Below are 18,797 nucleotides of genomic sequence, written 5' to 3' on the forward strand. Positions count from 1 at the left end.
ATCAGACCTGTTCGAGTGCTGGGCTGTGAGGTTCTGCCCCGCCGCCTTCGATCAGGCCTTTCCAGTAACTTTCCGCGCCTTGCAGATGGGCACTCATCAGCGCCTGGGCGAGATTGCCGTCGCGGCGCAGCAGCGCCTCGTAGATCTGGATGTGCTCGGCATGCGAGCGCACGCTGCGTTCGGGATCGTTGAAATAGATCGGCAGGCGTTGCTCGCCCATCATGTAATAGACGCTGCATATGTTGTGAAAAACGCTGTTCTTGGTTGCCCGCACGATTTCAAGGTGAAATTCGCGGTCCTCCTTGGCGAGGCCCTCGCCTGCCGCAATGCGCTCCTCCGACGCCTTCAGGATTTCGCGCAGCCGCTCGAAATTTTCATCGGTAGCGCGCGAACAGGCAAGCTCGGCGGCCTTGATCTCGTGGATCTTGCGCAACTCGACCGTCTCGTAGATCTGGATCGGATCAAGCGGCAGGCCGGCCCTGGCAAAAAGCGCCATCGCCTCGACGCTGGCCTGCTTGGTGTCGATGTAGATGCCGGACTTGGCCCGGCGCTCGACGATGCGCATGGCTTCGAGGATGGCCAGCGCCTCGCGGATCTGGCCGCGGCTGACGACGAAATGCTCCGCCAGTTCACGCTCCGACGGCGTTCGGCCCGTCGCCTTGTCGGAGTGGGAGAACAGATAGGCAGCGAGTTCCGCGAGAAGGTTCTTTTCTTTCATGATCAGCCGCGTAGCGCGTGCGCCTCCAGGAACCGTTCCGAAAGGGTGAATCCCAGTCCGGGCTTCTCCGGGATCGCCATCATACCGTCCTTTGCTTCGACAGTCTCCTCGATCAGATCGTGGATCATCGGGTTGGCGCCGAGCGAATACTCGATGGTAAAGCTAGCCGGCGAAGCAGCGCAGACATGCAGCCCGGCAAAGAAGCAAGGCGCGCCAGCCCACAGATGCGGCGCAAAGCGCAGATTGAAGGCGCTGGCGATGGTGCCGATCTTTATCGCCTCGCTGATGCCGCCGCAAAAAGCCGGGTCAGGCTGGAAGATATCGGCCGCCTTGAGCGTGGCGAGGTCGCGGAAAGCATAGCGCGTCGCTTCGCTTTCGCCGGTGGCGATCGGGATGGAGCCGGACGCCCGCACTTCGGCCATGCCGGGCTTGTCGTCGGCGATGACCGGCTCCTCGAACCAGGCCAGATCGAGATCGCCGGCGAGATGGATGAAGCGCTTGGCTTCCGCCACCGTATAGGTGCCATGCGCATCGACCATCAGGTCAACCTCGGGGCCGAGCGCCTGTCTTGCGGCGCGCACGCGGGCGGCGGAAAGATGCGGAGCGCCGTCCATCGCGCCGATCCGCATCTTCAGCGCCTTGAAACCGCCCTTGGCGATATAGGATTTTAACTGGTCGCCGATCGCCTCGGTGGAAGCCCAGCCGCCGGAAGCATAGGCGGGCATGCGGTCGAGCTTGCGGCCGCCGAGCAGCCGCCAGACTGGAACCCCCTGCGACTTGCCCAGAATATCCCACAACGCGATGTCGACGGCGCTGATCGCAGCGACGCTGATGCCGCGCCGCGCCAGTTGCGGCATGGCGTGGCCGTTTTGCGCGGCACTGTCGTGGCGCACGCCATTGTAGAGCATCTCCCAGATCACCCCGATGTCGGCCGGATCGCAGCCGATCAGCTGCGGGCCGACCTCGTGGTTCAGCATGTGGACGAGGGCGCCATAGCTGCCGGTGCTGCCGGCAGCATTCTTGCCTTCGCCCCAGCCGACCAGCCCGTCGTCGGTCTCGATGCGCAGGATGGCGGCATCAAACGTCGTCACTTGACCGAAGTCGCTGCGGTGCTGCTTCGCGGCTTCGATCGGTATGCGGACCCACCAGGCTTGGACCGTCTTGATGCGCATGTTCATCCCCGGCCTTGCCGCCGGTCAGGGCGGAAGGCTCATTCTCAAACGGACCGACTACTTGATCAACGGCAGCAACGTTTCAGCGTTGATGCGCATCTGATCGGTGTAGAACTTTTCCGTCAGCACGCTGGAACCATGGTCCTGAATGAATTTGAGCTGCTCCGGCGAGATGTCGACCGGATTGCGCTCGACCATGTCGGGATAGGGAGCGGCCGGCGTGCGGTCGACGGGGGCGACGAACTCGTTGGTCAGCGCGCCATCGTAACCGACCTCCTTCAGCGTGCCGACGATCTTCGGCCAGTCGATCTGTCCGAGACCGGCGGCGAAGCGGTTGTTGTCGGCGACATGGAAGTCGAACAGGCGATTGCCGACCTGCCGGATGGCATCATAGACGTTAAATTCTTCCATGTGGATGTGGTAGGCGTCGAGGCAGACGCCGCATTCGGGGCTGACTGCATCGGCCAGCGCCAGCGCCTGGGCGCCACGGTTGAACAGATAGGTCTCGAAACGGTTGAGCGGCTCGACCGCGATCTTGACACCGACCTTCTTGGCATGGGTGAAGCATTCCCTGGTAGCGTCGACGACCCATTTCCATTCTTCTTCTTCGGTGCCGTCCGGCACCACCTTGCCGACGGTGGCGGGAACCAGGGTGATGATCTCGCCGTCGAGTTCGCTCACCATCGTCAGCACATCCTTGACGTACTGTACGGAGCGCTCGCGCTGGCCCTGGTCCTTGGCGGCGAGATTGCGCTCGCCCAGCATCAGCGTCACCGCCCCCCAGCAGCGGATGCCGTGCTCCTTCAGGAGCGCGCGCGTCTCATCGGTCTTGTATTGCTCGGGCTCGCCGGAAATTTCGATCGACTCATAGCCGAATTTCTTGATGCGTTTGAGCGTCGTCTCCAATGGTTCCGCCCGCATCCAGTTGTGCGTCGAAAGATGCATGGTCTGTCCTTCCCAGAATTCGCCTGTAACAGTTCGCCTGCGACGCGCTCCACCAGAGTGCGTCGCATGATTCCTCCCCAAGGCGCTCCAGCATTTGTCGTAAACTGGTTCGACCAATTGGGCGTGAAAAGAGGTCTACAGCAATTTCATCTGGACGGCAAGAAATCCTACAAGGCAGCCCCGGCCCATGATTATTTCATTGATAAAACTGGCGTATTAGTCCGCTGCCCGGCAATTTTCGCAGCGCTGGTTGCGAGTGGCACCGCTTGACCAAATGACCATATTTGGTAATACCAGAATGGCGGTGCGTACTAGCGCCTGTCGAGAAAAGACCAAAGAGGCTGGCCCTGCTTTCAATCGGCGCTATGCTTGGTCGTGGATAATTAGGGAGGATGCCGATGCCGTCGACAATGAAGGGTCCTGGGCTGTTTCTGGCGCAGTTCGCAGGCGATGCCGCACCGTTCAATTCGCTGCCGGCGATCACCAAATGGGCGGCCGGGCTGGGCTACAAGGGCGTGCAGATCCCGACCTGGGACAGCCGGCTGTTCGACCTCGAGAAGGCGGCGTCTTCCCAGGCCTATTGCGACGAAGTGAAGGGCATCTGCACCGAGGCGGGCGTTGAGATCACCGAGCTGTCGACGCATCTGCAGGGACAGTTGGTGGCGGTGCATCCGGCCTATGACGCGCAGTTCGATGGCTTCGCGCCGCCTGCGTTGCACAATAATCCTAAAGCCAGGCAGCAATGGGCGGTCGAACAGATGAAGTTCGGCGCCAAGGCGTCGAAGAATCTCGGGCTTAAGGCGTCGGTGTCGTTTTGCGGAGCGTTGGCCTTCCCCTACCTTTATCCTTGGCCGCAACGGCCGGCGGGATTGATCGAGGAAGCATTTTCCGAACTGGGAAAACGCTGGAAGCCGATCCTCGACGTCTATGAGGACAATGGCGTCGACGTCGGTTACGAAATCCATCCGGGCGAGGACGTCTTCGACGGTGCGACCTTCGAGATGTTCCTCGACGCGGTGGGCGGCCACAAGCGCTGCAACATCAACTACGACCCGTCGCATTTCCTGCTGCAGCAGCTCGACTATCTCGAATTCATCGACATCTATCACGAGCGGATCAAGGCGTTCCACGCCAAGGATGCCGAGTTCAATCCGACCGGCCGGCAAGGCGTCTATTCCGGTTATCAGAGCTGGACGAACCGGGCCGGGCGCTTCCGCTCGCTCGGCGACGGACAGGTGGATTTCGGCGGCATCTTCTCCAAACTCGCCCAATATGACTACGATTCATGGGCCGTGCTGGAATGGGAATGCTGCCTGAAGCACCCCGAGGATGGCGCGGCCGAAGGCGCTCCCTTCATCCAGCATCACATCATCAGGATGACGGAAAAAGCATTCGACGATTTCGCCGGCGGCGCGACCGACAAAAAGGTGCTGCGCGCCATGATGGGAATCTAGCGCTTTTTTCCCTCCCCCTCGAGGGAGGGTCGATCCGCGCAGCGGATCGGGGGGTGGGGTCGCTGGGCGTAGAGCTCGGCATGAACCGACCCCTCCCGGCCCTTCGGGCCACCCTCCCCTCAAGGGGGAGGAGTATTTCAGACGAGGGAGAAAATCATGGTCGGCGCATCGAAATCGGAAACGGGAGGCGGCCCGATCCGCTACGGCATGGTCGGCGGCGGGCAAGGCGCCTTCATCGGTGCCGTCCACCGGATCGCGGCGCGCATGGACAATGAGTTCGTCTTGGTCGCAGGTGCCCTGTCGTCCGACCCGGCGCGTGCCAAGGCATCGGCCGAGGAGCTCGGGCTCGATCCGGCGCGCAGCTACAGCTCGTTCGCCGAGATGGCCAAGGCCGAGGCCAAGCGGCCGGACGGCATCGAGGCGGTGGCCATCGTCACGCCCAACAATGTCCATGTGCCGGCGGCGAAGGCTTTTCTCGAGGCCGGCATCCATGTCATCTGCGACAAGCCGCTGGCGACGACACTGGCCGAGGCAAAGAAGCTGGCGGCACTAGTCGAAAAGACCGGCAAAGTGTTCGTGCTGACGCATAATTACACCGCCTATCCGATGGTACGGCAGGCGCGCGAGATGGTAGCCAAGGGGCAGCTCGGCGACATCCGCATCGTGCAGTCTGAATATCCGCAGGACTGGCTAACCGAGGACCTCGCCGCTACCGGCCAGAAACAGGCGGCCTGGCGCTCCGACCCCAAGCAGGCGGGTGCCGGCGGTGCGCTGGGCGACATCGGCACGCATGCCTACAATCTCGCGCGCTTCGTCTGCGGGCTGGAGCTCGATTCACTTTCCGCCGATCTCGACGCCTTCGTGCCGGGGCGGCAACTCGACGACAATGTCAACGTGATGCTGCGCTTCAAACCGGTCGGCAAGTCGCACCCGGCCAAGGGCATGATCTGGGCGAGCCAGGTGGCGCCCGGCCACGAGAACGGGCTGAAGCTGCGCATCTACGGCTCGAAGGGCGGACTTGAATGGGTGCAGGCCGACCCGAACTATCTCTGGTACACGCCGTTCGGCCAGCCGAAGCAGTTGATCACCCGGAACGGCGCCGGCGCGCTTCCCGTCGCCGGGCGCGTCAGCCGGGTTCCGTCAGGCCATCCGGAAGGCTATCTCGAAGGCTTCGCCAACATCTACCAGGAGGCGGCCCGCGCCATCCGCGCGGCGCGCCGCAAAGGCGGCAAGCCGGCTAAGGAAGTTATCTTCCCGACCATCCAGGACGGCGTCGAAGGCATGGCCTTCATCGAAGCCTGCGTGAAGTCGTCGAGGAAGAACGGGGCCTGGACGAAGCTCTGATCGGGGTGCTGATCTTCAGGTGATGCCGGCCTGCAAACGGCAGTTTCATGCGCTTCCGGTGCTCACGTACGAAAAGTACGCTCCGCTCCGGTTCTCGGAAACTACCATTTTCGGCTCGGCCTAACCTGAATCTCAACACCCCTGTCTGTGGATTGCGCAATGATGGGAGGGGCGTCGATGAAAATCGGCATGTGCATGTTTTTGTGGACGACGGCCGTGTCGAAGAAACACGAGCCATTGCTCAGGGATATCAAGGCGACCGGCTGCGATGGCGTCGAGATACCGATCTTTTCAGGCACGCCGGACGATTACACGAAACTTGGCGAACTGCTCGACCGGATCGGGCTGGAGCGCACCGCCGTTTCAGCGATGGGCGATCCGGCGCTGAACTTGATCTCGGCCGATGGCGCAACGCGCAAGGCCGGCATCGACTATATGAAGTGGGCGATCGACTGCTCGGCGGCGCTCGGCGCCAAAACGCTGAGCGGCCCGTTGCATTCGACACTGGGCGCCTTCTCCGGCAGTGGGCCGACGGCGTCGGAGAAGAAGCGCTCCGTTGCCTCGCAACGCGCCATCGGCGACCATGCCGGCAAGAGGAACGTCACCATCGGGCTGGAGGCGCTCAACCGCTTCGAATGCTACCTGCTCAACACGATGGACGATCTGTCGGAGCATATCGACGCTATCGACCGGCCGCATATCAAGGCGATGTACGACACCTTCCACGCCAATATCGAGGAGGCCGACCCGATCGGCGCCTATACCCGCAACCGCAGGAACGTCGTCCATATCCATATTTCGGAGAATGATCGCGGCGTGCCTGGGCGCGGCCACATTCCGTGGAAGGAGACGTTTTCGGCCATCCGCAAGAGTGGCTATGACGACTGGCTGACGATCGAGGCCTTCGGCCGCTCGCTGAAGGATTTGGCGGCGGCAACCAAGGTCTGGCGCGATTTTTCGGAAAGCCCGGAAGTCGTCTACCGCGACGGCTACAAGCATATCAGGAGTGGCTGGAAAAAGGCTGGTGCTTAGGACGCAGCCGAGCTTCCTCTCAGGCGATCTGAGCCGCCGGCGGCAGGCCGGCGGGCGCGCGCTCGCGCCGCTCGTCATTGGCGTTTCCGACTGTCCCCATCAGTTTGCGGCGTAGATAGCTGGAGATGTTGTCGAAGATGAAGACGACGAGCAGAATCAGCAGAACCATGTAGAAAACATTGGCCCAATTGGTATTGGTGCGCATGGCCTCCCACAATTTCAGACCGATGCCGCCGGCGCCGACAGCCCCTATGATCGTCGCTGACCGGGTGTTCGATTCCCAGAAATAGAGCGATTGGCTAAGGAATACCGGCAGAACCTGCGGCAGCACGCCGTAGCGCTGCTCCATTGCCGGCGTGGCGCCAACCGAGCGGATGCCCTCGCGCTGCTTGTCGTCGATGTTTTCCAGCGCCTCGGAGTAGAGCTTGCCCAAGGTTCCGGTATCGGTGAAGAAGATCGCCGACATGCCAGCCAGGGGGCCGGGACCGAAGCCGCGCGTGAAGAACAGCGCCCAGATCAGCATGTCGACCGAGCGCAGGAAATCGAAGAGACGTTTTGTCACCTGGTTGGCTATCCGGCTCGGCGTGACGTTGCGCGCCGCCAGGAAGGCGAGCGGAAAGGCGACGATCGAGGCCAGCACCGTGCCAACAAAAGCCATGACGATGGTTTGCAAGAGTTTCAGCCAGACGTCTCCATGCTGCCACTCGGCGTTGTTGAGGATGTTGTCCCAGGCGAGCGCTGCGTTTGACCGTGACGGGTCGATGCGGGCCCCGGAGACGATCAGTGAAGCGACCTCGCCGAACGGCTTTCCCCAGAATGGCGAGTTCGTGTCAAAGACGAAATTGGCCCAGCCGAAGAAACGTCTCCAGGCGACGACTTCGTCATTTTGCACCTCGGCGCGGCCGAGAAAGCCGAACGAGACGTAGGCTGTCGAGCCTGGCCTGCGTTGCTCGATCCAGTCGGGCAGCGGTGTGCGTGGCGTGACAGAGCTGTCCTTGGCAATATCGAAGATGACGCTTTCGGCGCCGCGCGTCACGGTGACGAGGTTTGGCGTGATGGCGATCCGGCCATTGCCAAGGGTGACAGTCGCCGCCACAACGGCGTTTTCGCGCACCGTTTCAGGTGCAGCCGGAGCGGATTGGCCCAACGGGGCGGCCGGGTTCTCGGCGGTCGGCGCGCCGGGCGCCATGAACGAATCCTGCGATGACTTGTTGGTCGCGATCCCCGGTGCCGGCGCTGCGTCGACCCGCCGCTCGATGACGGCCATCTGCTTGGCCACCCAGTCGGGATCTGGATTGGATCCCAGTTTGGAAAAGCGGGAGTAGTCGACCGTCAGATAGTTATCTTTGAACTCGATGTCGGGCCGTATTTCGTAAGACACCCAGTCGGCGAGATAAGCGCCGGCAAGGTTCCAGTTCGCCTTTTCGAGCACGGTGGTGATCGAGAAGAACCACGCGCAATAGAAGGTGTAGAGAATGCAGAGAAGGATGCCAATCGGGACGGCGTAGCGCTTCCATAGGGAGCGCCGGAAGGCGTCCGGGTGGCGAGCGGCGATGTCGTCGATGGCGTCGGCGTTCATGGTGTTACTCTCCGCGCCCGTATGCGAACGCTTGCCGGCCGACAAGACGATGCCTCAGCCATGCCGAAAACTGGTCGACAGCGACTATCGTGCAGAACAGCAGAAAGACGATGGCAATGGTCTTGGCCTCATGGCCTCGGCCGATCGAAAGACGCAGGGATTCGCCGATGCCGCCGGCGCCGACGGCACCGAGAATGGTCGAAGCGCGCACATTGATCTCGAAGCGGAGCAGGAAGTAGCTCATGAAATTGGGCAGGACCTGAGGCACGATGCCGAACCACACCCGTTCGATCCAGTTGGCGCCAACAGCCCGCAAGCCTTCTTCAGGCTTCATGTCGGCATTTTCGACCACTTCGAAGAACATTTTTCCGAGCGCGCCGACGGTGTGGATGCTGACCGCGAGGATCGCCGGAATCGGTCCAAGCGAGAAGACCGCCAGAAAGAAGCCGGCGATGACGATTTCCGGAAAGGCGCGGACGATTTCAAGGAAGCGGCGCGTGGTGAAGCGGAGCCAGCGGCTGGCCGTGATGTTGCCTGCAGCCAGGAAGCAGAGCAGGAAACCGAATGTGGAGCCCACCAGCGTCGAAAACAGGGCAATGTTCAGCGTCTCGATCATCCGGTGGAAATACTCCGGAATGTAGATGCCTTGGGTCAGGTAGACCCGACCTTCGGGGTAGTCGAACTTGAGGCTGCCATCGTCATAGGGGGAAGGCCGGTCGAACAGCGCGCGCACCGGGTCGAACCAGTCGCGCGGTTTCAATTCGGTGAAAAAGTCGGCGATGTAGGGAAGGCGGTCGAAGAACTTTCCGGCGTTGGTTTCGTTGGCGAACCAGAGCGAGCCAGAGAGTGCAAGAAACAGGAAAGCCAAGCCACCGATCGTGTAAAAGCGCCGGCGAGCGGCGAGGTCGCGCCAGTGCCGCTCGACTGTGGCTGCCTCCGGTGAAAGCGCAGGCGCGCGGTAAACATCGGTCGCACTCATCGATAGATCCCCGGCCCCTGATGCGGCAACGCCGCCGGCGGCACATGGCCCCGGCGGCGTTGTGGCAGTTTACTTACGAGCCGATCTTCGCCTTACGGGCATCGATGATTGCCTGATAGAATTCCGGGGTGACCGGCGAATAGCCCTTGAAGTCGCCGCCTTGTATCGCGGAGAAACAGGCCGGATCGGTTTCCGGAAGCTTGGTCAGGAAATCGGTGATCTTCTGTTTGGCGCCGGCGTCGATGGACGTACGCAAGACCAACGGGCCGTTCGGGATCATCGGCGACTGCCACAATTCGACGAGGTCGTCCATCTTGAGCACGCCCTTGTCAACCATCTTGCGGAGGTTGCCCGAGCTGTAGCCGTCCTTGAAATCGCCGACGCCGGAGGCCCAGGTGGTGCCGGCATCGAAGGTGCCCTTCAGGACTTCAAGGACAAGCTGTTCATGGCCGCCACCGAAACCGGTCGACGCGAAGTAGCTCTTCACATCCATGCCGATGTCCTTGGGCAGTGACGTGACTGGGATCAGATAACCAGAAGTCGAATCGGGATCGGCGAAACCGAGTTTCTTGCCCTTCATGTCGGCGAGTGTCTTGATGCCGGAATCGGCACGGGCGACCATGACCGAATGGTAGCCGGTCGAACCGTCGGTCTGGATCGTCGTCAGGATCGGTTGAACCGCGTCCTTGTTTTCGAGATAGATCTTGGCATAGGCGGAAGCGCCGAGCTCGGCATAATCAAGCGTGCCGCCGAGCAGGCCCTGGATGACGCCGTCGTAGTCGGCGGCCGGGAACAGCGAAACTTTCCCGACGCCCAGCACTTCCTTGATGTGGTCGGCAAAGCACTGATAGTTGCGCAGGCGATCGGCTTCGTTCTCGCCGCCCAGAATGCCGACGCGGAATTCCTTCAGGTCCTGTGCCTGGACCGCGCCCATCGCCATGGCGAGGATGGAAACGGCACCGAAAAGTATCTTTCTAAACATTTCGCGTCTCTCCTGTTGATTCCGGCATCGCGCCGGTAGCGTTCGAATTTTGACAGCGCCCTTGACGCGGGCTGGCGATCCAGGCGCTCTTTTGTTTGTCCATGATCCTTTCTGGATACCGGTATCCACTTGTCGGGATCATGGAACTAGTAGCCAGGAAGTGCGGGCTCGAGCGGTCCTGCGGATGCGGCGATTTTTTGCTTGATGGCGACGCTGGTCGAGGTGATGGCCTCGGAGATTTCACCGCCATTGCTGTCGGCGCCGTAGACCATGCGCACCGCCTCACGGTTGAGATCTTCGGGTGGGCCGTCGAACACGACCGTGCCGGCAGCCATGCCGATGATGCGGTTGCAATAGGTGCGCGCAGTATCCAGCGTGTGCAGATTGGTGACGACGGTGATGCCTTCGCGCAGATTGATGTCCTGCAGCGAATCCATCACCACCTTGGCATTGAGCGGGTCGAGCGAGGCGATCGGCTCGTCGGCGAGGATAACCTTCGGCTGCTGCATCATGGCGCGGGCGATCGCGACGCGCTGCTGCTGGCCGCCGGACAAGGTGCCGGCCGGCTGCAGCGCCGTGCGGGCAATGTCGAGACGCTCGAGCGCCGCTATCGCCTCGGCCCGTTCCTCGCGGGAGAAGACACCGAGCAGATTGACAATCGTCGAGCGGTGATTGAGCCGGCCGAGCAGCACATTGGTCAGCACGTCGAGACGCGGCACCAGGTTGAATTGCTGAAAGATCATGGCGCAATCGCGCTGCCAGCGCCTGAGCAGCGAGCCGCGCAGGCTGGAGACTTCGGCGCCTTCAAAGAAAATCGACCCTTGGCTCGGATCGATGAGGCGGTTGATCATGCGCAAAAGGGTCGACTTGCCGGCGCCGGAACGGCCGATGATGCCGACCATCTGACCGTGCGGGATCGAGATATCGACATTGCTGACGGCGGTGTTCTTGCCAAACCGGCGGGTGACGCCGCGGATTTCGAGCGTGGCTGAGGTTGCTGACATAGGCAAGTTCCAGTCCAGTCGCGTTTCGAAGGTCTGTTAACCATCGCTAGCGCAACGCCATGAACCTGCGGTGTCGGATTGATGTCAGTTTTGTTACCGCCCACGGGCTTGGGCGGCGCGCCGTGAATGGTGAATGGTACGGTGGCAGCCAGAAGAGGCTGGTGAAGGCCTTTCTATTCACCATTCACCCCCTTCAGCCGCCGTATTTTTCCAGAAACGCTTCCGCCGAAAGGGCGCGGAAATCGTAGAGCGCGGCGCGCAGGCGGGCATGGTCCCAATCCCACCAGGCGAGTGCCTGATAACGTTCCGCCGTGTGGCGGTCGAAGCGTTCGCGGATCGGCTTCGCCGGCACGCCGCCGACAATGGTGTAGGGCGCGACGTCCTTCGATACCACGGCGCCGGCGCCGACCGCCGCGCCATCGCCAACGATGACGCCGGGCAGGATGGTCGAGCCGTGGCCAAGCCAGGTGTCGTGGCCGATGGTGACGCGCCTGGCACGGCGCTGGGCAAAGAATTCGCTCTCGTGCTCGGCGTCGTCCCAATAGTCCGAGGCACGATAGGTGAAATGGTGCAGCGTCGGCCGCCAGGTCGGATGGTTGGTGGCGTTGATGCGCACGCTGGCAGCGATGTTGGCGAATTTGCCGATCGTCGCGCACCAGACGCCGCAGTTCTGCATCATGTAGGAATAGTCGCCGATCGTGCTCTCCGAAACCCGGCAGCGTTCGGCGATCTCGGTCCAGCGGCCGAGCGTCGAGTTCTCGACTTCCGCCGTTTCGTGGACCAGCGGCGTTTCCGACAGTTTTCGGGTCACGCGGCGATTTTTCCGGCGGCAAAAGCGGTCACGTCGATGACGCGGTCGGCTACCGCCTCGCGCACGTCGTGGTCGTGGAAGATGCCAAGCAGGGCGACGCCGGCCGCCTTCTTGGCCGCGATCAGCGCAATCACCACGTCGCGGTTGCTGGCATCGAGCGAGGCGGTCGGCTCGTCGAGCAGCAGAATCGGGTGCTCGGTGATGAAGCCGCGCGCGATGTTGACGCGCTGTTGTTCGCCGCCGGAAAAGGTCGCCGGCGGCAGCATCCAGAGCTTTTCCGGCAGGTTGAGCTGCCCCAGCAAGGCGCGCGCCTTGCCGCGCGCAACTTCACGGTCCTCGCCGCGCTCGACCAGCGGTTCGGCGACGACGTCGAGGGCGGAGACGCGCGGCACTGTGCGCAGGAACTGGCTGACATAGCCGATCGTGAGCCGGCGCACGGCAAGCACGGTGCGCGGGCTCGCCGTCGCGAGATCGATGAGCGCGTCCTCGTGCTGGACGATGATCTGGCCTTCGTCGACCGCATAGTTGCCGTAAAGCATCTTCAGGATCGAGCTCTTGCCGGCGCCGGAAGGGCCGCCGAGCACGGCGCACTCGCCTGATCTGATCGAGAACGACACGCCGGTAACGACAGGCAGTTTGATGCCGTCGCGCAGATGCATGGTGAAGCTCTTGGCGACATCGGAAACGACAAGCGGGGTTGCCATGATCACACCTGCAATATGGAAGAAACAAGGAGCTGGGTGTAGGGCGCGCGCGGATCGTCGAGCACGCGGTCGGTGAGGCCGCTTTCGACGACGCGGCCGTCCTTCATCACCATCATGCGTTGCGACAGCAGACGTGCCACTGCGAGGTCGTGGGTGACGACGATTGCCGCAAGGCCGAGATCGGTGACCAGCCCGCGCAACAGGTCGAGCAGACGCGCCTGCACGGAAACGTCGAGGCCGCCGGTCGGCTCGTCCATGAACACCAGCCGCGGCCCGGTGACGAGATTGCGGGCGATCTGCAGGCGCTGGCGCATGCCGCCGGAAAAGGCGCGCGGCTCGTCGTCGATGCGGTCCTCGTCGATCTCGACGCGTGACAGCCAGTCGACCGCAGTGGCGCGGATTTTCCCATAGTGGCGGTCGCCGACCGCCATCAGCCGCTCCCCGACATTGGCGCCGGCGGACACCGTCATGCGCAGCCCGTCGGCGGGGTTCTGGTGGACAAAGCCCCAGTCGGTGCGCATCAGGAAGCGGCGCTCGGCCTCGCTCATGCGGTAGAGTTCGCGGAACTGGCCGTCGCGCATGCGGTAGCTGGCGGTGCCGGAACTCGGCAGCAATCTGGTCGAGAGGCAGTTGAGCAGCGTCGTCTTGCCGGAACCGGATTCGCCGACCACCGCCAGCACCTCGCCCGGCCAAAGGTCGAATGTGACGTTTTCGCAGCCGACACGCGAGCCGTAGAATTTGGATAGCGCGGAAACGCGCAGCAGTGGTTCGTCGGTCATTGCGCCGGCTCCATCGTTTCGGGCGCAAGACGGCCGCGATGGCCTCCTTCGCGCCGTTTCTCGCAATGGTCGGTGTCGGAGCAGACGAACATGTGGCCGCCATGGTCGTCGAGGATGACCTCGTCGAGATAGACGTTCTCGGCCGCGCACAGCGCGCAGGGCTGGTCGAAGGTCTGCACCTCGAACGGATGGTCCTCGAAATCGAGGCTGGCCACATCGGTGAAGGGCGGCAGCGCATAGATGCGCTTTTCGCGGCCGGCGCCGAACAGTTGCAGGGCCGGCGAGCGGTGCATCTTTGGGTTGTCGAATTTTGGCGTCGGCGAGGGATCCATCACATAGCGGCCCTCGACCTTGACCGGATAGGCATAGGTAGTGGCAATGCGGCCGTGCCTGGCGATGTCCTCGTAGAGCTTCACATGCATGAGGCCGTATTCCTCCAGCGCATGCATCTTGCGCGTTTCCGTTTCGCGCGGTTCGAGGAAGCGCAACGGTTCGGGAATCGGCACCTGATAGACCAGCACCTGGCCCGCGCTCAGTGGATGTTCGGGAATGCGGTGGCGGGTCTGTATGATGGTCGCCTTGGCCGTCTCGGTGGTGACGGCGACATTGGCGACCTTCTTGAAGAAGGCACGGATTGAAACCGCGTTGGTGGTGTCGTCGGCGCCCTGGTCGATGACCTTGAGCACGTCTTCCGGGCCGATGATCGAAGCCGTGACCTGGACGCCGCCGGTGCCCCAGCCATAAGGCATCGGCATTTCGCGCGAGGCGAACGGCACCTGATAGCCGGGAACGGCTATGCCCTTGAGGATCGCGCGGCGGATCATCCGCTTGGTCTGCTCGTCGAGATAGGCGAAGTTGTAAGTGGCGATGTCGGTCATGGCGATCGCTTCCGCTGTGTGCTACCGAATTGACTTCCAAGACACGGAAGAAGGGCCAGGCTCAGATGACTCCAACCGGATGGATGCACATCGGAATCCTGTTGCTGGTGTTTGTCGGCGTGGTTGCCTTTGTCCTTCGAAGAATGGTTCTTCCTGCGCCGAAGGAAGGCGCGAATGGCGAAACCGTTGGCGGCAGTAGCGGCTACGGCGGATCCGGAGGGGTGTAGCGGCCATTCCCACGAGATCATGGCGGTGGAGCTAACTAAAGTCATTCCGCAGCCTGCCTCTTCTCTTCGACTTTGCCTGCGTTTTCGCGGGCGTCATGCTCGGCGCGCATGCGGCGCACGAGGTCGAGCTCGGCCTGGAAGTCGACATAGTGCGGCAGCTTCAGATGCTCGACGAAGCCGGTCGCCTGGACATTGTCGGAATGCGAGATGACGAACTCCTCGTCCTGGGCAGCGGCGACGACGTCTTCGCCGAATTCCGAAGCGCGTAACGCCCGGTCGCACAGTGCCATGGCCATCGCCTTGCGCTCGCTCTGACCGAAGACGAGGCCGTAGCCGCGGGTGAATTGCGGCGGCGCCTTGGCCGAGCCCTTGAACTGGTTGACCATCTGGCACTCGGTGACGCGCACGGAGCCGAGCGGTACCGCGAAGGGCAGCTCCGGCACATCGAGTTCCAGCTCGACCTCACCGATGCGAACTTCGCCGACGAAGGGATGGTTGCGGGCATAGCCGCGCTGGGTGGAATAGCCGAGCGCCAGCAGAAAACCCTCGTCGCCGCGTGACAGCGCCTGCAGGCGGATGTCGCGCGCCATCGGGAATTCCAGCGGCTCGCGGGTGATGTCGCCGGGGACATGATCCTGCGGCATGTCGCCATCAGGCTCGATCAGGCCTTCGCGGGCGAGGATCGCGGAGACGCGCGGCATGGCTTCCGCCTCGCTGGCACGCTGCAGCGGCTCGGCGACATCGCCGCCCGCGGCGAGCTCGGGATCGAGCAGCCGGTGAGTGTAGTCGAAAGTCGGGCCGAGCAGCTGGCCGCCAGGAAGATCCTTGTAGGTCGCCGAAACGCGCCGCTCGACCAGCATCGCGCCGGTGTCGATCGCCTTGGTATAGCCGAAGCGTGGCAGCGTGGTGCGATAGGCGCGAACCAGGAAGATCGCCTCGATCATGTCGCCGCGCGCCTGAACGATGGCGAGTGCCGCCAGCTCGCGGTCGTAGAGCGAACCCTCGCTCATCACCCGGTCGACGCCGAGCGCCAGCTGCTCGACGATCTGGTCGAGGCGCAGCGCCGGCACGGAACGGTCGCCGCGCCGGCGGTCGGCGAGCAGGGAGTGGGCGTTGGCAATGGCCGCTTCGCCGCCTTTTACCGCGACATACATATCACGCCTCCATCGTCTTGATGCGCGTCGTGCGCGGCAGGCAGGCAACGCCGTCGGGGGTGGCAAGGATGATGTCGACGCCACGCGGAAAGCGCTGGTTGTTCTGCTTCCATTGCTCGACGAAATGGCGCGGCATCTGCGCCGGCGCGATGGTTGCAGTCATTTCGATGCCGGGACCTTCGAGCAGCAGAGGGGCGCCTGAAACGATATCGCTCACCTGCAGGATTAGCGTTGTGGAGCGGTCGGGATAGTCCTGGGTGCCCTGCGAAAAGCCATCGAGCGACATCATCTCGGCCGGCGTGGCGATCAGCGCGAAATGCGCGTCGGCCGGCGTATTGGCCAGCGGCGCGCCGGTGTGGAAGCCGAGCCAGGATTTCACCGCTGCTGGGGCCTGCAAAACGGGGTCGAGCCAGAGCGGCGTGTCGTTGTCGCACAGCGCCAGCGCGATGGCGCCGGCGGTGGCCGACAGTGGCGCCGGCGGGCGGGCAAAGATCGGCAGGGGCTCCAGGGTGCCTGGCCGCGCCATCGCATCCATCACGGCGCGGAACACCGTCTGGGCGTCGAACACCGGATCGGCAAAGCCGCCCTCGATCGCTTGCGTTGCGATGTCCATCAGTCTTCTCCGCGTACCATGGTGAAGAAATCGACCTTCGTTGCCGCCGTCTCGGCGCGCCGCCGTTCACGTGCGCCGGCAAGTGCGGCCTGCAGCGGCGCAATGAGTTTTGTCTCGACCTCGCGGCGCAGGGCAGGATCCTGCCAGAGTGCGTCGGCGATCGCCGCCAGTTTCGCTTTCTGCTTGTCACGGCCGAGCGCGTAGCAGTGGCCGACCTGTCCGGATGCGAGCCGGACGGTAGCGCGGGTGACCGTCGCCTCGCCGACATTGAATGGTGCGCCGCCGCCGCCGATGCGGCCACGCACGGTGACCAGGCCGGTTTCGGGACCGCGCAGGAGTTCTGCTTCCGAAGGCAGGCCGGCTGCGTTCCAAAGGCGGACGATATCGTCGCCGGTCGATTGCGCTAGCGTCGCCATGACGGCCTTGCGCTCAGCCTGATCGCGCGCTTCCTGTCCTCGCATGGCAGCCATTCCTTCTCGTTCCGAATTTGTATAATGATGTAGACAATTATACAAATTATACCTATTCTCTAAAGCGTGTCCATGACGGATGGATGACAGGGCGAAAAAGATCGGGGCAAGAGATGATCGGGCAACAGATTGCCAGCAGCATAGAGCGGCGCAGCGGCGTCTCGCTGTGGCGGCAGATCGCCGACCAGATCCTGCATTCGATCGCCATCGGCGACTTTGCCGAGAATGCCGCGCTGCCACCGGAGATTGCACTGGCGGAGCGTTATGGCGTCAACCGCCATACGGTGCGCAGCGCCATCGCAGCACTGGTGCAGGATGGCGTGCTGAGGGCCGAACAGGGGCGCGGCACTTTCGTGCTTTTGCGCAAGCGGCTGTCCTATCCGATCGGCGCCCGCACCCGTTTTTCGGAGGGCTTGCAAGGGCAGGCGACGGAGCGCCGCAGCGTGCTGCTCGAATCGGCGGTCGAGCCGGCCAGCCGGCGCGTCGCCGAAGGGCTGGGGCTTGCCAAGAGTTCGAATGTCATACGCCTTGAGACGCGCGGCGAAGCCGACGGACAGCCGGTCTCGCGTGCCACCGGCTGGTTCGATGCGAAACGCTTCGAAGGCATCGAGGCCGCTATCGCGGAAACTGGATCGGTGACCGCCTCGCTCCAGCGTTTCGGCATTAGTGACTATCTCAGGCAATCGACAGTGCTGTCGGCGCGCCACGCAGATGCCGCCGATCTCGCCGATCTCGATCTGCAGTCCGGCGCCATCGTGCTGGTCACGGTCGCGGTCAATGTCACGCCGGACGGCCAGCCAATCCAGTTCGCCGAAACGCGTTTTCCGGCTGAGCGCGTCGAGCTCAAATTGTCGGCGCGGTAGGTAGGAGCGCGTCTATCCCGGTCTCATCCGACCTGAATGACCGCCTTGATCAGGCCGGATTTCTCATGCGCCCAGCGGCCGAGGTCGCGCGGTGTGTCGCCAAGCGTCGTGCGATGGGTGACGAGCTTTGCCAGCGGCACCGCGCCGTCGCGGATCGAGGCGGCGACGTGGTCGAAGTCGGCGCGCAGCGCGTTGCGGCTGCCGATCAGCGTCATCTCGCGCTTGTGGAATTCGGGGTCGGAAAAGACGATGTCGTCCTTGACGACGCTGACCAGGACCAGCGTTCCGCCATGCGCGACATGGGCGAAAGCCGACTGGACTGACTGGGTGTTGCCTGTGGCGTCGAAAACCACGTCAAAGCCTTCGCCGTCAGTCGCCTCCCGCGCCAGATCGGTTGCCGATCCCTTCGAGCCGTCGAGGGTGGCAAAGTCGAGTTCCCTTGCGGCGAAACCCAGCCTCTCGGCACTCATGTCGAGCAGCTTCACGTCGAGACCGGCGATGCGGGCAAACAGCGCCGTGCCGAGCCCTATCGGCCCGGCGCCGACGACCAGCGTGCGCGCGCCGGGCTGCGCCAGCGAGCGCCGAACGGCATGCGCCCCGATCGCCAGGAACTCGACGGCGGCGGCGTCGGCCAGCGACAGGCCGTTGGCCGGGTAGAGGTTCTGCGCCGGCACCAGGATCCGTTCGCACATGGCGCCGTCGCGGTGGACGCCGAGCACCTCGATCCTGACGCAGCAATTAGGCTTGCCTTGCCGGCAGGCGATGCATTTGCCGCAAGCGAGATAGGGATTGATGATCACAGGTTCGCCAACGGCCAGATCGACGCCTTCGCCGGCCTCGATCACAGTGCCGGAAACCTCGTGGCCCATGATGCGGGGATAAGCGAGGAACGGATGCTTGCCCTCAAAGATATGATAGTCGGTGCCGCAGATGCCGACATGACTAACCGCGACCAGCGCCCAGCCAGAGGGCGGAGTGCCTGGCGCCGGGCGGTCTTCCAGAACAAGCTCACCGGGCGAGCGGCAGACGACGGCTTTCATAGTTCAATCCAGTCTGTTCATGAAACCGCCGGCCCCGCTAGCGCCGGGC

General features: G+C 63.0%; 20 protein-coding genes. 5 read left to right on the plus strand and 15 right to left on the minus strand.

Features of this window, described 5'->3' with window-relative positions:
* Position 1 precedes the first annotated feature (1 nt).
* Genes A9K68_RS07885 through A9K68_RS07895 form a run of 3 tightly spaced genes read right to left on the minus strand, consistent with a single transcriptional unit; the run spans position 2 to position 2,835 of the window.
* On the minus strand, positions 2 to 718 hold the full coding sequence (locus A9K68_RS07885) for a FadR/GntR family transcriptional regulator (protein WP_065009757.1): 717 nt from the start codon (positions 716 to 718) through the stop codon (positions 2 to 4).
* Between the two features lie 2 nt (positions 719 to 720).
* Positions 721 to 1,890 (minus strand): mandelate racemase/muconate lactonizing enzyme family protein, encoded by a 1,170-nt coding sequence (locus A9K68_RS07890; RefSeq protein ID WP_065009790.1) that lies wholly within the window; start codon positions 1,888 to 1,890, stop codon positions 721 to 723.
* 57 nt (positions 1,891 to 1,947) lie between these two features.
* Positions 1,948 to 2,835 carry a sugar phosphate isomerase/epimerase gene (locus A9K68_RS07895; RefSeq protein ID WP_065009756.1) on the minus strand — a complete coding sequence of 296 codons (888 nt, stop codon included), beginning with the start codon at positions 2,833 to 2,835 and terminating at the stop codon, positions 1,948 to 1,950.
* Positions 2,836 to 2,901: 66 nt separating this feature from the next.
* On the opposite strand from A9K68_RS07895, the gene A9K68_RS07900 reads away from it, so the two are divergent.
* The 4 genes from A9K68_RS07900 to A9K68_RS07915 all read left to right on the plus strand — a co-directional run bounded on the left by A9K68_RS07900 (position 2,902) and on the right by A9K68_RS07915 (position 6,665).
* Entirely contained in the window at positions 2,902 to 3,105 is a 204-nt protein-coding gene (locus A9K68_RS07900) for a hypothetical protein (RefSeq protein ID WP_127208719.1), read from the plus strand.
* A 128-nt stretch (positions 3,106 to 3,233) separates the two neighbouring features.
* On the plus strand, positions 3,234 to 4,289 hold the full coding sequence (locus A9K68_RS07905) for a sugar phosphate isomerase/epimerase (protein WP_065009789.1): 1,056 nt from the start codon (positions 3,234 to 3,236) through the stop codon (positions 4,287 to 4,289).
* Positions 4,290 to 4,445: 156 nt separating this feature from the next.
* Positions 4,446 to 5,633 (plus strand): Gfo/Idh/MocA family oxidoreductase, encoded by a 1,188-nt coding sequence (locus A9K68_RS07910; protein ID WP_036267011.1) that lies wholly within the window; start codon positions 4,446 to 4,448, stop codon positions 5,631 to 5,633.
* A 177-nt stretch (positions 5,634 to 5,810) separates the two neighbouring features.
* Complete coding sequence (locus tag A9K68_RS07915) at positions 5,811 to 6,665, plus strand: sugar phosphate isomerase/epimerase (RefSeq protein ID WP_065009755.1); 855 nt, start codon at positions 5,811 to 5,813, stop codon at positions 6,663 to 6,665.
* A 19-nt stretch (positions 6,666 to 6,684) separates the two neighbouring features.
* Here the strand turns inward: A9K68_RS07915 and phnE (A9K68_RS07920) are convergent, their stop codons facing one another.
* From phnE (A9K68_RS07920) to phnG, 11 genes are all read right to left on the minus strand, one after another.
* The gene (gene phnE / locus A9K68_RS07920) at positions 6,685 to 8,244 is read right to left on the minus strand and encodes a phosphonate ABC transporter, permease protein PhnE (RefSeq protein ID WP_065009788.1); all 1,560 of its coding nucleotides are present in this window, start codon (positions 8,242 to 8,244) and stop codon (positions 6,685 to 6,687) included.
* A 4-nt stretch (positions 8,245 to 8,248) separates the two neighbouring features.
* A complete protein-coding gene (gene phnE / locus A9K68_RS07925) occupies positions 8,249 to 9,223 on the minus strand; it encodes a phosphonate ABC transporter, permease protein PhnE (protein ID WP_065009754.1) in 975 nt (324 codons plus the stop codon).
* A gap of 73 nt (positions 9,224 to 9,296) precedes the next feature.
* On the minus strand, positions 9,297 to 10,205 hold the full coding sequence (gene phnD / locus A9K68_RS07930) for a phosphonate ABC transporter substrate-binding protein (protein WP_065009753.1): 909 nt from the start codon (positions 10,203 to 10,205) through the stop codon (positions 9,297 to 9,299).
* 146 nt (positions 10,206 to 10,351) lie between these two features.
* Positions 10,352 to 11,209: a phosphonate ABC transporter ATP-binding protein gene (phnC, locus tag A9K68_RS07935; RefSeq protein WP_065009752.1), complete on the minus strand. Its 858-nt coding sequence runs from the start codon at positions 11,207 to 11,209 to the stop codon at positions 10,352 to 10,354.
* Between the two features lie 193 nt (positions 11,210 to 11,402).
* Positions 11,403 to 12,020: a DapH/DapD/GlmU-related protein gene (locus tag A9K68_RS07940; RefSeq protein WP_065009751.1), complete on the minus strand. Its 618-nt coding sequence runs from the start codon at positions 12,018 to 12,020 to the stop codon at positions 11,403 to 11,405.
* Positions 12,017 to 12,724, minus strand: coding sequence for a phosphonate C-P lyase system protein PhnL (gene phnL, locus A9K68_RS07945; RefSeq protein ID WP_065009750.1), 708 nt, complete (start codon positions 12,722 to 12,724; stop codon positions 12,017 to 12,019). Before phnL ends, A9K68_RS07940 begins: the two co-directional genes overlap by 4 nt.
* 2 nt (positions 12,725 to 12,726) lie before the next feature.
* Positions 12,727 to 13,503 carry a phosphonate C-P lyase system protein PhnK gene (gene phnK, locus A9K68_RS07950; protein ID WP_065009749.1) on the minus strand — a complete coding sequence of 259 codons (777 nt, stop codon included), beginning with the start codon at positions 13,501 to 13,503 and terminating at the stop codon, positions 12,727 to 12,729.
* The gene (locus A9K68_RS07955) at positions 13,500 to 14,381 is read right to left on the minus strand and encodes an alpha-D-ribose 1-methylphosphonate 5-phosphate C-P-lyase PhnJ (protein WP_065009748.1); all 882 of its coding nucleotides are present in this window, start codon (positions 14,379 to 14,381) and stop codon (positions 13,500 to 13,502) included. The genes phnK and A9K68_RS07955 overlap by 4 nt, the downstream gene beginning before the upstream one ends.
* Before the next feature lie 268 nt (positions 14,382 to 14,649).
* Complete coding sequence (locus A9K68_RS07960) at positions 14,650 to 15,762, minus strand: carbon-phosphorus lyase complex subunit PhnI (protein WP_065009747.1); 1,113 nt, start codon at positions 15,760 to 15,762, stop codon at positions 14,650 to 14,652.
* A gap of 1 nt (position 15,763) precedes the next feature.
* Entirely contained in the window at positions 15,764 to 16,375 is a 612-nt protein-coding gene (gene phnH, locus A9K68_RS07965) for a phosphonate C-P lyase system protein PhnH (protein ID WP_065009746.1), read from the minus strand.
* Positions 16,375 to 16,836, minus strand: a complete 462-nt coding sequence (gene phnG / locus A9K68_RS07970) for a phosphonate C-P lyase system protein PhnG (protein WP_065009787.1) — start codon at positions 16,834 to 16,836, stop codon at positions 16,375 to 16,377. Before phnG ends, phnH begins: the two co-directional genes overlap by 1 nt.
* A gap of 122 nt (positions 16,837 to 16,958) precedes the next feature.
* Between phnG and phnF the strand changes: the two genes are divergently transcribed.
* A complete protein-coding gene (gene phnF / locus A9K68_RS07975) occupies positions 16,959 to 17,708 on the plus strand; it encodes a phosphonate metabolism transcriptional regulator PhnF (RefSeq protein WP_065009745.1) in 750 nt (249 codons plus the stop codon).
* A 23-nt stretch (positions 17,709 to 17,731) separates the two neighbouring features.
* On the opposite strand, the gene A9K68_RS07980 is transcribed toward phnF, so the two are convergent.
* Positions 17,732 to 18,748 (minus strand): zinc-binding alcohol dehydrogenase family protein, encoded by a 1,017-nt coding sequence (locus A9K68_RS07980; RefSeq protein ID WP_065009744.1) that lies wholly within the window; start codon positions 18,746 to 18,748, stop codon positions 17,732 to 17,734.
* Positions 18,749 to 18,797 lie beyond the last annotated feature (49 nt).

The organism is Mesorhizobium sp. AA22, from assembly GCF_001672375.2.
Classification (GTDB): domain Bacteria; phylum Pseudomonadota; class Alphaproteobacteria; order Rhizobiales; family Rhizobiaceae; genus Mesorhizobium; species Mesorhizobium wenxiniae.